This is a genomic window from Cytobacillus oceanisediminis, from assembly GCF_022811925.1.
In the GTDB taxonomy this organism is placed as follows: domain Bacteria; phylum Bacillota; class Bacilli; order Bacillales; family Cytobacillaceae; genus Cytobacillus; species Cytobacillus oceanisediminis_D.
This window is the reverse complement of record NZ_CP065511.1, coordinates 3,503,633-3,516,388: the sequence shown is the minus strand read 5'-3', so window position 1 is coordinate 3,516,388 and position 12,756 is coordinate 3,503,633. Positions and strand designations below refer to the sequence as shown.

Below are 12,756 nucleotides of genomic sequence, written 5' to 3'. Positions count from 1 at the left end.
GAAAGAGAATTCATGGAGGAGGGGATGCTCATCTTTTTTCAAAAGAAACAAGGGAAATCCCCAATGGGCTGGTTAAAGGAAGAATTAAAGAAAAGGACAGGAATTCAAAAACCGAAAAGTCTTTCGGATGAGGAGAAGGGGATACTCAGCCAAATTAAACGGGAGACAAAGCGCTGGAATCTAAATAATGTCACCAGAACAAAAGCCTATCTTGATTTCTATCGGAAGCATCCGGAAATCCATTGGGCGTTTTTAGGACATATGGTTTCACGAAATGGCGGCTGGAATATGACCGATTTAAAAGGGGAGATTCTGTCCCGATTAGTACCGGATCGCGAAAAACATTCTTTCTTTTCCTTTCTGGAAAGAGGGAATTGGCTCATTTTTCAGGATGCCTATCCGCAATTCCTGATTTATCGGGAAAGCCTGAAAAGAAATAAGCCATTATTTTTCCTGTTTCCGTTCCTTAATATTTCCATCTTCATGGAAACGGTCTGGAGCTGTTTTTGGAGAAAGCCTGATCCTTACATTCTCACCATTGCCCTTATCATAAATGAACAAAGCTATTTAGAAAAAAGAGTGATTCAAAATCAGCTATATAAACAAGAGGTTTTTCAAAAGCTTGAATTTAAGCTGCAGGAGCTGTTGTCCTTGAATCACATCCTTTTTCCTTATGAAAAGAATGGCGTTACCCATATGAAGGGCCAGACATTGAATCATTTTGAATCGCTTCATGAACGGATCCTATTAGGGAAAAAACTGTATGAAGTCCTGTTTAAGGACAAAGAGGTGCTCGCCCTAACGGAACAATGGGCATATGCTAACCCCCATACTGGTTCAAGGAAGGATTATTGGCCGCATATTTTCAATGATGTCCATGAAGGGCTGCCGGGCGAGCAATATCAGTTTCAATTAAAATCGTGCAAGCTGCGGCCGGGTGGAAGACGGATTTATAGCCCAAGCCTTGAAACTGCCTGGAAAAATGTGAGCCAGCCTGAAACAGAATTAGGTGATTGGTTTAGAGATTTTCATGTATTGGAGTATTTTCTGGAGTTAGACGATATGATCAATGGGGAGATCCAGCATGCATACTGTAAAACACTTGAAAGGCTCGAGCTCGCAGCCCTTGCCAAAAAAGCCGTCTGGAATTAGAACCTATATGCCGGCCATGCTATTGGCATCGTTGTTAGGCACATACTTAGATCTGTATTTCATCGGGAAGGGGATATACTACTTCCCGATCCGGCCATTCTCAGCCATATTTTCAATCAATATTCTGTTCACCCTGGCAATCCTTCCTATCTTCATGATTCCTTTATTAAAAATCATGCAAAGTCTGAAGGGCTGGTTAAAAGGAATTTTTGTTTTGTCCATCAGTTTAGCAATGGCAGCCCTGGAAAAAATGGCAGAGGCCATGGGCCTGTTTGTTCATGCAGAAGACTGGCACCACCTTTATACCTTTTTGGGATACAGCTTATTTATCGGATTGATCTCTGCGTTTCACGGATGGATGAATGGAAAGAAACAATGATCAAATTTTTAAAAGCCTATGTGGAAATAGGCTTTTTTTCTGTTTAGTTAATCAATTAATCCGCATCAGCGCAAATTGGCAGCGGAAAAAATAGACAACTATTTATCAGTTATAATACAAAAATTAGATTTATTAAAGGAAGTTAACACTCTATTTACAAATCGTTGAAGATCCAATTGTTCGACATATTTTTAAAAACCACTTGATATAATGACATTATTTTAAAAGGAAGGGAGATGAAAACGGCTAAGTACTTTTAGTTTTAATACGATTTGACAATCCTTAGCAGCGAGAATATACCCACTTATAAAGAAAAATCCAAGTCAAAATCATTGGGGGAGGAATCATGGCGGAGGTTTTACTTTATGTCGGTACATATATTTCCCTTACTTTTGCACTCGGCTGGCTGATTACGGTTGCTTTTAATCTGTTCTTAAAATGAACACAATCATCTTACTCTCATAAACTTCATACCTTTAAACTATAGGGGGTTCTGCGGATTGTGCTCATTCTTCAAGCATCTTTATAACCAGGGAGGTATAAGATTTGTGGATTCTAACACTTTTTTTACATGACAAAGTCAAAATGTTTGAGTATGACAATAAGGATGAAGCCAGAACGGAGTTTGAGAAAGCAAATGGATGTAAGATTCTTTCTGAGATCATACATTACAGGGACTTTGAAAAAAGAGGAAGTTAAAATCCCTGGGGCAATGAGCATATTCGTAAAGGGAGATTCTAGACCTTCTTAACCGGAGGTCTTTATTTATTTGTCTGTGTATGTTATCACTGTATGCACAAACCTTTTTGATTTTCGTTTGGAAATAAATAAACATATTATTGGTATGTTTGTTTTGTGGTTGACTAAAATTAAACTTTATTTTAATATGTTTAACATAGGGCAAACAAAGTGATAGTTTGTTTATTTTCAAACTGATTAGGATGTGTTTTGGCTAATGGAATTATCAAATTTATTCTGGGAGGCTTCTTTGGAGGAGCTAAAACAGGGATATATTGAAGAAAAGGATTCATTTACATGCCTGCTATGCGGGGAAAAGACGGAAAAAGGAATTGTCTATCCGTATAAAGATCGATTTTACGAAGCGGAACGGTATTTGCGCATTCATATCGAAACGACTCATAACTCGGTGTTTGATTATTTGCTGTTCATGGATAAGAAGCTTACAGGGCTTACTGATCATCAAAAGAGTCTTCTGCAGCTTTTTTATCAGGGAAAAAGCGATAAGGACATTCAGAAAGAACTGGACATGGGGAGCACCTCGACCATTCGCCATCACCGCTTTGCCTTAAAAGAAAAAGAACGGCAGGCTAAGACTTTCCTGGCGATCATGGAATTGCTGAAGGAAAAGGATGAGTATGCACCAGCGTTCCTGCCTGTCCATAAAACAGCGACAATGGTGGATGACCGCTACAACATTACACAGGAAGAACAGGATAAGATTCTCAAAAAATACTTCCCTGAAGGCACTGATAAACCTCTCGTAAAGTTTCCGCCAAAGGAGAAGCAAAGGATGATTGTGCTGCGGGAGATTGCCAGGCAGCTTCAGCCTAAGCACACATATGGCGAGAAAGAGTTAAATCAGGCATTGAAGGACTTTTATGAGGATTATGCTCTGATCAGGAGATACTTGATCGACTATGGATTTTTGGACCGAAAGCTGGATGGCAGCGAGTATTGGCTTAAAAAATAGAAAAACGGGGGATTATCATGGAACGGAAAAGAGAATTAAAACAGCAGTTTAAAGAAACGCCCATTGAAGCAGGGGTTTATCAAATAAAGAATAAAGTGAACAATAAAATCTTCATTGGCAGCACGAATAATTTAAAAAGCTTGAATGGAGTAAAATTTTCACTTGAAACAAACGGCTATATGCCTAATCGGGAGCTGCAGGACGAGTGGAATCAGTATGGGAAAGAGGCTTTTGAAATCGCCATTCTGGAGAAGCTGAAAAAGAAAAATGATCCGTATTTCAACGAGAAGGAAGCCCTGGAAAAGCTGGAAGAAAAGTGGCTGGAGGAGCTGCAGCCGTATGGTGACAAAGGATATAACAAAAAACTAAAGGGCTGACAAAAAGGGAATGGCGTGTATAAATCGCGTTATTCCTTTTTTCTTTTATAGCGGCCGGAGTGATTTAGTTAAAAGGATACACTTAAGGACATCAAAATTATTGAAATTAAGTAAAAATATACCATGATTTGTTCAAAACCAGAAGCTATAATCATTTAGAGGAAGGCACCGGTGTTTCGTCAGCGAACTTACAAACAAAGGAGTGGCTGTGTTGCAAAGGAAAAGATTTGCCTATTGGATGATCCCCCTAATCCTTTTCATTTGCTTTTTGGGAAGTGCTGTTTATGCTGCAGGTCAGCCGGAAGCAGAGAGCGGTAAGTACTCTTCGGCCTTAAAAGGGCAATATTATCTTGAAGACGTGGTAAAAATTTATGTACCATCCACCTATGATGTTGATCAGCCAATTGATAATACTCCCTATGTGAACAAAACTCTAGAAAAATTCTCTGGAATGTTTGGAGGGGCAACAGCTGTTGATGGAACAGGAGCATGGCTATCTGAGGATGAGCAGCTTGTAAAGGAAAAAGTGACCATTGTGTACAGCTTTGCAGAGGATCTTGACAAGAAAAAGATTAAGCAGGTAGTGGACTATGCCAGGGCTTTAAAGGAAGAAATGAAACAATCATCTGTATCACTTGAAATCAACGGAAAGATGTATTTTATTGAATGATAGGTTAAAAAGCGAGGTTGGAATGGGAGTACCGATTCCAGCCTCGCTTATTTGATTTCTGAAGCAGCATTATTTCAATGACATAGATTCCTTCAGCCAATTCTTCCCCTCAACAATTCGGCTGACCATCATGGCCGAAACCGTGTTGCCAGCTGAATTCAAAAGAGTTGCCGGTGCATCAATGATCGTAGAGATGACTGCGATGATCGGCAGCACTTCAGGAGGGAAACCGAACACACTTAAGATGAGCATCTCCCCAATCATCCCGCCGCCAGGAATTGCCCCCATAACAGCTCCAACCAGGAATGAAACAGCAAGAATGGTCAGAATGCTTGTCATGCTCGACATGTCTTTTCCAAACAGGCTGAACAGGAAAACAATCTTAAACACTCCGCCAAGAACAGAACCATCTTTATGCGTGTTAGCCCCAAGCGGAATCATCGTCTCAGCAATATCCTGCGGAACACCCATTTTTCTCACAGCCGCAAGGTTAATTGGAATGCATGCTGCACTGGAGCATGTGGCAATCGCACTGACAGAAGGAGTGATTGCATTTTTCCAGAACACCTTGACCCCATCCTTACCGCCAGCCGCAAAGGCATACAGCGTAAAGAAACCAAAGAAGTAAATTAGTGTTAATACAAGATAAAGGACAAACACACGTACATATCCGCCAAGAATCTGCGGGCCAAGCTCACCAATGATGGTCGCGAAATAACAGCCAAGACCAATTGGCGCATAGTACATCACAAATCCAACGATCTTCATCATGACAGCTGAACCAGAAGAAAGAAGATTCGCAATCGGCTTGCCTTTTTCACCAGACATCGCAGTTGCCAATCCGAATAAAATCGAGAACACAATCAGCTGCAGCATGTTATTTTTCGAAAACAGCATCTGGAAATCAGGCACCGTGAACGCCTGGACCAGCTGACCGAGGAACGTGACTTCTTCTGCCTCAGGGTCGATTGCTGCCTCAGTCATAATGCTTTTAACGGCAGAGATATCTGTATTCTTGAGCGGATCCACAATCGAGATCCCGATGAACCCCAGGATGGCGGAAATGACAGCCGTAATAAAAAAGACTGTAAAAATTCCGCCCATAATCTTCCCGAGCCTTTTCATTCCGCCCATATTCGCAAGGCTCGAAGCGATGCTAAAAAAGACGAGCGGCACAATGATCATAAACAATAAATTTATGAATAAATCCCCAAACGGCTTCACTACCGCTGTCTTCGGGCCAAAAACCACTCCGGCTATGCCTCCGATCAGGATGGAAAGGAGCAGGAAGATGGTTAGTTTGTAGTTTGATAAAACCTTTTTCATGATGTCTCAACCTTTCTATATATTACGAAACTCTATTATATAATTAAATTGTGCCTCAAAAGAAGGCTGCTGGAATATTTCTTTATATTCTGTCTGATTCGCCTTTCTAAGGCTAAGTATATCCGACTTTGACCAAGCACCATTTGACTTCAATCAGTAAATATCTTACAGTGAAATTATCCAATAGTCGAAAGGGTGAAGAAAAGCACATGATCCTATAATCTTAGCTTTAGAGAAAGTCGATATTTTAGCTCCAGAGTCAGTTCTCTTGAACGGGCTTTATTTATCGATTGTTTTTCTGAGATAGGATTAATGTGTGTGCTTTTTGACTTGAAAAGGGCTGAACGAATCGATACGCCTATTTAAGTCTATTTATGTGCTGCATTGCCTCCTGTCTCGGAAAAACGAGATAGGAGGCTTTTTGTTTGGGAAAAAGGCCGTTTTCTAAAAGGTTGTTGTTTTGTATATGAATTTTGTCCGTTGATTTCCACTGCGGACACTTGCTTTCCGCGGGGAGGAACGGGAGCCTCCTCGGCTTCGCCTGCGGGGTCTCCCGCTCCCTCTCCTCCCGCAGGAGTCAAGTGCCCTCCGCTCCAATCAACTCAGTAAATTAAACTTAGTTATTATAAAGCAACAAACTTTACGAAAACAGCCTTGAAAAATAATAGCAATTGGAGGGAACAGTATGGAATTTAAATTGCAGGAAATAAATCTTGCCAGTAAAGATACAGGTCCATACGGAATCGCTGTTTCAGACAAGGGGGAAGTCTGGTTTACACAGCATAAAGCCAATAAGGTAAGCTGCATTGGATTGGATGGGGAACTGACAGAGTACCCGCTGCCGACACCGAATGCACAAGTCATGTGTGTAATGGTGTCGTCAAAAGGAGAGGTCTGGTTTACCGAGAATGCAGCAAACAACATAGGGAGAATAACGAAAGAAGGCACTATTCAAGAATATCCCTTACCCCATCCAGATTCAGCACCCTATGGGATTACAGAAGGGCCGAACGGAGATATCTGGTTTACCGAAATGAATGGAAATCGTATTGGGCGCATTCAGGAAGACGGTTCAATCAATGAATACGACCTTCCCACACAAGGTTCTTACCCATCATTTATTACGCTGGGATCCGATAATGCATTATGGTTCACAGAAAACCAAAATAATGCCATCGGAAGAATTACGGAAAATGGAGAAGTGACAGAGTTTAAAGTTCCTACACCAGCTTCCGGGCCGGTTGGAATTACGAAAGGAAACGATGGTGCACTGTGGTTTGTGGAGATTATCGGCAATAAAATAGGACGTATCAGCACATCTGGAGAAATCACAGAATTTGAAATTCCAACCGCGAACGCCCGCCCGCATGCCATCACAGCAGGGGCAGGAAACGATTTATGGTTTACAGAGTGGGGAGCAAATAAGATTGGAAGAATTACAGACAATGGGATTATTAAGGAGTATCCGATTGAAACTCCAAATGCTGAACCGCATGGGATTTCAAGCAGCGATGGGAAAACCATCTGGTTTGCACTGGAGTGTGATAGGATTGGGAAAATCACTTTAATAGATTAATTGAAGGTCTAATTTGATGAATTATTTAACCCCGTCATAAATATGCACGGGGTTATTTTAGCTCAGTTCTAAAAACAAACTATTTTCAGCCTGCAAATTTTTTAAATTTTATTGTTGTAATTTTAAGAATATTATTTATAATAAAGTTGAGAGGTGATTCAGGTGTCAGTTAAAAATGTGACTGAGGAAAAAGCACTAACTCCAAGAGGGATTGAAACGCGTGAAAAATTATTAAAAGCTGCTGAAGAGGTCTTTGGGCAGAAGGGATATTTTGAAACTTCCATCGTCAATATTTCACAGGAAGCCAAGGTTGCCCAGGGAACCTTTTATAATTACTTTCCTTCAAAGAAAGATATTTATGATGAGCTGATCCGCAGCTACAGCCGGGATCTGCGCATTGCAATTAAGGAAGGTATGGCAGGAAGCTCATCTTTTGAGGAAGCACAGCGAAATGGCTTTTTTGCTTTCTTCAGCTGGGTCAAAAATCATCCGAATTTATACAGCATTGTCCAGCAGGCTGTTGTGGTGGATCAGGAGCTGTTTCGCTGGTATTACGGGAAGCTGGCAAACGGATTTTTAAAGAGTCTGTCTCAAGGGATTGAAGCGGGAGAGTTTAAGGACCTGGACCAGGAGACAGTTGCTTACTGCTTAATGTCGATTGGACAGTTCCTCGGCATGAGATGGGTGTATTGGGAAAAGAAAGAAGTTCCTGAAGAAGCATTTGATGCTGCGATGACACTTATCTTCCAAGGGCTAAAAAAGTAAAGAGGGGGAGTTCGATGAAAGGGATTGCCTATTGGATTCAGAAATGGGCATATACACATCCAGATCGAACAGCAGTCATAACAGATAACGAAAAGGTGTCCTACAGGCAGCTGGATAAAATGATCGATTCAGCTGCTGTGAAAATTTATGAAAAGCTGCAGGGAAGAAAAGGAGAACGCATCGCCATTCTGTCGCACAACCGGATTGAATACATAGTCCTTCTATTTGCCATTGCAAAGGCAGAATGTGTGGCCGTCCCGCTCAATATTCGGCTAAGTGCAAAGGAACTGGTTTTCCAGCTCAACGACAGCGGCTCAAAGCTGATTTTTGCCGAAAAGGAGAATGCAGAGTTTGCGTCCTCCCTTGTTGAACAAAGCGAACTTCAGAGTTTCGAGTTTATGGAGGATTTATGGGAGGTTACTCAAACGAGCTTTACTAATGAGAATCCAATTGACGAGGAAGCTCCATACATTATCTGCTACACCTCCGGGACCACCGGCAAACCGAAAGGGGCCGTGCTGACACAGAGCAATATGTTCTGGAATGCGGTGAATAATAAGCTTGCGATCGATTTAACGTCAGAGGATCGCTGCATCGTGCTGCTTCCGCTGTTTCATATTGGGGGAATCGGGCTGTTTGCATTTCCGTCCCTGTTTTCAGGCGGAACCATTGTCATCCCTGGCAAGTTTGAGCCTGAAAAAGCGCTCGTGTTGATTGAAAAGCATATGGTGTCCATTGTGATGGGAGTTCCGACCATTCATCAGGCACTGCTGACAAGCCCATCATTCAAAACGGCTGATTTAAGCACAGTCCGCTGGTTCTATAATGGAGGAGCCCCATGTCCGCGTGAATTAATAGATGCCTATTTTGATAAAGGCTTCCTCTTCGGACAGGGCTTTGGAATGACGGAGACGTCTCCTACTCTATTTATGCTCACAAAAGAAGACGCACCGCGGAAAAGAGGGTCCATCGGCAAGCCGGTGTTATTTTCCGAATATAAGCTGATAGATTCAGAGGGCGAAGCTGCTCCAAAAGGTGAAGTTGGCGAGCTTGCGGTGAGAGGGCCAAATATCATGAAGGAATATTGGAACCGGCCTGATGCCACTGAGGATGCACTGAAAGATGGATGGCTTCTGACAGGGGATTTAGCCAAAACGGATGAAGAAGGGTTCCTATTCATTGTAGGCCGGAAGAAAGAAATGATTATTTCCGGCGGGGAAAATATCTACCCGCTTGAAGTGGAGCAAGTGATCAGTCAATTAAGAGATGTAGCTGAGGTTGCCGTGGTTGGGAATGCTGATCCACTTTGGGGTGAAGTGCCTGAAGCGTTTATTGTAAAAGAAAATGGAAGCGCTTTAACTGAAGATGATGTTGTTCAACACTGTCACGGGAATCTTGCAAAATATAAGATTCCAAAGAAAGTAACATTTTTAAACGAGCTCCCGAAAAATGCCACGGGAAAAATACAGAAAACACAACTTTTAGTAAGAGGGTGAAAAGGTGAACAGTTATAGTGTCGGCCAGCAGGCCTCCTGCAGCAAAACCATTACAGAAACAGATTTTGTGATGTTTGCAGGGTTGAGCGGCGATTTCAACCCGGTCCACATAGACGGGGAATACGCCAAAAAAACGAGATTTAAAAAGCGCATAGCCCATGGTCTCTTAACATCCAGTCTATTATCCCAGCTATTGGGTGTGCATCTGCCCGGAAAAGGATCCATTTATGTTGAACAGACCATCCGGTTTAAGGCGCCAGTTTTTATAGGCGATACGATTACCGCAAAAGGAACGGTTCAGGAGATTGACAGCGAAAGGCGAATACTGACACTGCTGACAGAGTGCTTTAATCAGGATGGAACAAAAGTTTTGACAGGCATGGCCAAGATGATGGTGCCTGAAGATGGAGGGGTAATCTGATGGGAATTGGCATTATAGCAACAGGAGTATTTTTTCCTCCTGGAATCGAAACGGCAGCAGATCTGGCTGTAAAGACGGGCATACCTGAACAGGTGATTATCGAAAAGTTCGGTTTGGTCCAGAAGCATGTTGCAGATGATAGCCTGCATGCCTCCGACTTGGCCATTGCTGCAGGAAGGCAGGCGATCGAAGGGATTGACCCGCTGTCCATCGATGTCGTGATCTATTTTGGCAGTCCTCATAAGGATTATTATGTCTGGTCCAGTGCTCCGAAAATACAGCATGAATTAGGGGCGAAAAATGCCTATGCGTTTGAAATCATGAATGTCAGCTCCTGTTTTCCGATTGCCTTAAAGGTGGCAAAGGACATGATTGCTTCAGACCAGTCGATTCAAAACATCCTGCTTGTTGGGGGATGTAAAGAATCGCAGATCGTGGATTATGAGAATCCGCGGTCACGGTTCATGTTCAACTTTGCCGATGGAGGAACAGCTGCACTGGTCACCAGGGATTGCTCCCAGAGTGAAATACTGAAGAGTGCCATCCTGACAGACGGTTCCTTCCATGATGATGTCCGAACGCCTGCTGGAGGCTCAAAACATTTTGCCAGCCGCGAAACAGTAGAAAAAAACCTTCATTATATTGATGTGAAGGATCCGCAATCCATGAAAGAAAGACTCGATCCTGTATCGATTGCAAATTTTGATCATGTAGTTCGCGAAGCACTTCATAGAAGTGGTTATACTCCTCAAGATATGAAACTCCTATTGCCACTGCACACCAAACGTTCCATGTTCAAAGAACTCTTACAATCACTCGAACTTCCTGAAGAAAAAGCTATCTACTTAAATCACCATGGTCACATGTCTTCACTTGACCCATGCATAGGGCTGCATTTTGCACAGGAACAGGGACTTTTGAATCCTGGAGACTTAGCGGTAGCAGTCAGTGCGGGAACTGGGTATACGTGGGCTGCAACTGTAGTTCAATGGAGAGGAGAGAAAAGATGAAAAGGATAAAGAGGATAGTCCTGTTTCTCCTTCTTTTTTCCCTTATGGGCACTGGCATCGGATTTGCAGAAGCTTCCTATAGCTTTCAGCAGGCATGGGGAAATGAAACTGATTCTTCCAATATGTTTCGGACTCCGGTTGCTTTAGCCAAAGATACCTCCGGTAATCTTTATATGGCAGATATGGGGAATCATCGCATAGTAAAAATGGATTCCTCCGGCAAAATCCTGGGGACATTTGGATCCCTTGGCCATTCACCGGGAGAATTCAATATGCCTTTTGGCATTGCCATTGATCGAGAAGGGAACATTCTGGTGGCTGATACAGGCAACTACCGAATTCAGAAGTTCGATTCTCAATTCAAGTTTATCAACAGCTGGGGAACTAAAGGAGAAGGGAATAATCAATTTGGCTTTCCAAGAGAAATTGCGATAGACCAGCAGAACAACTATTACATTACAGATGAATTTAACCATCGCATTCAAAAGTATAATTCCGAGGGGCAGTATCTCCTAACGATCGGTTCGTATGGAAAAGGCAATGGCCAGATGGCTCTCCCGCAAGGCATTGCCATAAACAATAGTGGTGAAGTTTATGTAGCCGATACGTACAACAATCGAATTCAAGTGTTCGATCAGAACGGCAGCTTCAAGCGAAAAATAGGCGGGCTTGAACCTGGATTAGGTTCTTATCAGTTTTACCATCCAAGGGGAATAAACTTTGAGCCTAGCTCTGGAGCATTGTATGTAGCGGACACCTATAACAACCGAATCATGAAATTTGACTCTTCTGACCGGTTTCTCTATACAACAGGAATTTTCCCCAATTTAGTGTATCCGAACCAGATCCTGCCAGATCAGGATGGAGATTTATTTATTACCGATACAGGCAATAACCGAATTGAAGTCTACAAGGAAATAGGATTGAGCATCTCGTATAAAATGACAATCGGATTAGGCCGGTATGGTGACAAACAATATGCAGGGCCTTACGATGTTCAAAGCGATTCAAAGGGAAATGTGTTTGTTTCAGATTCCTTTAATCATAGAATCCTGAAGTATAATGCAAGCGGAAGTCTGGTAAGCAAATGGGGAAGCATGTACGGGACAGGTGGACCTTTTGGCTACGGCAGTTATGCAGGTCAATTTTTTGTGCCGAGACAAATTGCGGTTGACCGGTATGACAATGTATATGTGGCAGACTCAGTGAATCACCGCATTCAAAAGTTCTCCAATGCAGGGACCTTTCTCACAGCCTATGGATCTTTAGGAACATTAAGCGGCTATTTCCAATTCCCAAGCGGGGTAGCAGTTGACAGCAAAGGCAATATCTTTGTGTCAGACTCTGAAAATAATCGGATCCAAAAGTTTAATTCCTTTTTCGTGTATATGAAAGAATGGGGCAGAAAAGGGACTGGCAATGGCGAATTCTCTCAGCCGATGCAGCTGGCGATCGATTCTAAAGACAATGTGTACGCAGTGGACCGGATCAACAATCGCGTTCAGAAATTCGATAATAATGGCCAATTTATTACCAAGTGGGGAACAAACGGCGGAAGCGGCCACCTGGATCCATTGGAAAATTGGGGCGAAGAAGCGGGTGATCTGTTCTTGCCTACAGGCATTGCCATTGATGAACAGGACCGTGTGTATGTGACGGATACTTCCAACAACCGCATGAATGTCTATGATGAAAATGGCAGATTCATAGAGCAGTTTGGAACTTTCAGCGGTGAAGACGGACATTTCTTTTCACCTCAGGGTCTTGATATAGACAGCAGCGGGAACATTATTGTCGCAGACGGACTGCTTCATAAAATACAGTTCTTTAGAAAAGAAAATTAAAATAGGGGGAATGGGAAGTGAAGTGTAAG

Annotated in this window: 13 protein-coding genes; 12 read left to right on the top strand and 1 reads right to left on the bottom strand. The window is 42.5% G+C overall.

Annotated elements, in window-relative coordinates; translation table 11 throughout:
- Positions 1 to 24 precede the first annotated feature (24 nt).
- From IRB79_RS17585 to IRB79_RS17560, 6 genes are all read left to right on the top strand, one after another.
- Entirely contained in the window at positions 25 to 1,152 is a 1,128-nt protein-coding gene (locus IRB79_RS17585) for a DUF2515 family protein (protein ID WP_243503727.1), read from the top strand.
- Positions 1,085 to 1,531 carry a CBO0543 family protein gene (locus IRB79_RS17580; RefSeq protein WP_243503726.1) on the top strand — a complete coding sequence of 149 codons (447 nt, stop codon included), beginning with the start codon at positions 1,085 to 1,087 and terminating at the stop codon, positions 1,529 to 1,531. The genes IRB79_RS17585 and IRB79_RS17580 overlap by 68 nt, the downstream gene beginning before the upstream one ends.
- A 546-nt stretch (positions 1,532 to 2,077) precedes the next feature.
- Entirely contained in the window at positions 2,078 to 2,230 is a 153-nt protein-coding gene (locus IRB79_RS17575; protein ID WP_206844786.1) for a hypothetical protein, read from the top strand.
- Positions 2,231 to 2,486: 256 nt separating this feature from the next.
- Positions 2,487 to 3,242, top strand: a complete 756-nt coding sequence (locus tag IRB79_RS17570; RefSeq protein ID WP_243503725.1) for a DUF2087 domain-containing protein — start codon at positions 2,487 to 2,489, stop codon at positions 3,240 to 3,242.
- Between the two features lie 17 nt (positions 3,243 to 3,259).
- Positions 3,260 to 3,619 (top strand): GIY-YIG nuclease family protein, encoded by a 360-nt coding sequence (locus tag IRB79_RS17565; RefSeq protein WP_243503724.1) that lies wholly within the window; start codon positions 3,260 to 3,262, stop codon positions 3,617 to 3,619.
- A 211-nt stretch (positions 3,620 to 3,830) separates the two neighbouring features.
- Positions 3,831 to 4,289, top strand: a complete 459-nt coding sequence (locus IRB79_RS17560) for a DUF3574 domain-containing protein (protein ID WP_243503723.1) — start codon at positions 3,831 to 3,833, stop codon at positions 4,287 to 4,289.
- 69 nt (positions 4,290 to 4,358) lie between these two features.
- On the opposite strand, the gene IRB79_RS17555 is transcribed toward IRB79_RS17560, so the two are convergent.
- Positions 4,359 to 5,615 (bottom strand): dicarboxylate/amino acid:cation symporter, encoded by a 1,257-nt coding sequence (locus IRB79_RS17555; RefSeq protein WP_243503722.1) that lies wholly within the window; start codon positions 5,613 to 5,615, stop codon positions 4,359 to 4,361.
- A 685-nt stretch (positions 5,616 to 6,300) separates the two neighbouring features.
- On the opposite strand from IRB79_RS17555, the gene IRB79_RS17550 reads away from it, so the two are divergent.
- The 6 genes from IRB79_RS17550 to IRB79_RS17525 all read left to right on the top strand — a co-directional run bounded on the left by IRB79_RS17550 (position 6,301) and on the right by IRB79_RS17525 (position 12,727).
- Positions 6,301 to 7,191, top strand: coding sequence for a Vgb family protein (locus IRB79_RS17550; RefSeq protein ID WP_243503721.1), 891 nt, complete (start codon positions 6,301 to 6,303; stop codon positions 7,189 to 7,191).
- Between the two features lie 162 nt (positions 7,192 to 7,353).
- Positions 7,354 to 7,956 (top strand): TetR/AcrR family transcriptional regulator, encoded by a 603-nt coding sequence (locus tag IRB79_RS17545; RefSeq protein ID WP_243503719.1) that lies wholly within the window; start codon positions 7,354 to 7,356, stop codon positions 7,954 to 7,956.
- 14 nt (positions 7,957 to 7,970) lie between these two features.
- Positions 7,971 to 9,452, top strand: coding sequence for an o-succinylbenzoate--CoA ligase (locus tag IRB79_RS17540; RefSeq protein WP_243503718.1), 1,482 nt, complete (start codon positions 7,971 to 7,973; stop codon positions 9,450 to 9,452).
- A gap of 4 nt (positions 9,453 to 9,456) precedes the next feature.
- Positions 9,457 to 9,873, top strand: coding sequence for a MaoC family dehydratase (locus tag IRB79_RS17535; protein ID WP_243503717.1), 417 nt, complete (start codon positions 9,457 to 9,459; stop codon positions 9,871 to 9,873).
- Complete coding sequence (locus IRB79_RS17530; RefSeq protein WP_243503716.1) at positions 9,873 to 10,883, top strand: 3-oxoacyl-ACP synthase; 1,011 nt, start codon at positions 9,873 to 9,875, stop codon at positions 10,881 to 10,883. Before IRB79_RS17535 ends, IRB79_RS17530 begins: the two co-directional genes overlap by 1 nt.
- Before the next feature lie 44 nt (positions 10,884 to 10,927).
- Positions 10,928 to 12,727: a 6-bladed beta-propeller gene (locus tag IRB79_RS17525; protein ID WP_243509514.1), complete on the top strand. Its 1,800-nt coding sequence runs from the start codon at positions 10,928 to 10,930 to the stop codon at positions 12,725 to 12,727.
- Positions 12,728 to 12,756: the final 29 nt, after the last annotated feature.

What these genes read in the sequence shown, in the direction of transcription:
- IRB79_RS17550 (WP_243503721.1), top strand. Translation starts at nt 6,301, where the DNA reads ATGGAATTTAAATTGCAGGAAATAAATCTTGCCAGTAAAGATACAGGT.
- IRB79_RS17540 (WP_243503718.1), top strand. Translation starts at nt 7,971, where the DNA reads ATGAAAGGGATTGCCTATTGGATTCAGAAATGGGCATATACACATCCA.
- IRB79_RS17565 (WP_243503724.1), top strand. Translation starts at nt 3,260, where the DNA reads ATGGAACGGAAAAGAGAATTAAAACAGCAGTTTAAAGAAACGCCCATT.
- IRB79_RS17570 (WP_243503725.1), top strand. Translation starts at nt 2,487, where the DNA reads ATGGAATTATCAAATTTATTCTGGGAGGCTTCTTTGGAGGAGCTAAAA.
- IRB79_RS17580 (WP_243503726.1), top strand. Translation starts at nt 1,085, where the DNA reads ATGCATACTGTAAAACACTTGAAAGGCTCGAGCTCGCAGCCCTTGCCA.
- IRB79_RS17585 (WP_243503727.1), top strand. Translation starts at nt 25, where the DNA reads ATGCTCATCTTTTTTCAAAAGAAACAAGGGAAATCCCCAATGGGCTGG.
- IRB79_RS17525 (WP_243509514.1), top strand. Translation starts at nt 10,928, where the DNA reads ATGGGCACTGGCATCGGATTTGCAGAAGCTTCCTATAGCTTTCAGCAG.
- IRB79_RS17530 (WP_243503716.1), top strand. Translation starts at nt 9,873, where the DNA reads ATGGGAATTGGCATTATAGCAACAGGAGTATTTTTTCCTCCTGGAATC.
- IRB79_RS17555 (WP_243503722.1), bottom strand. Translation starts at nt 5,615, where the DNA reads ATGAAAAAGGTTTTATCAAACTACAAACTAACCATCTTCCTGCTCCTT.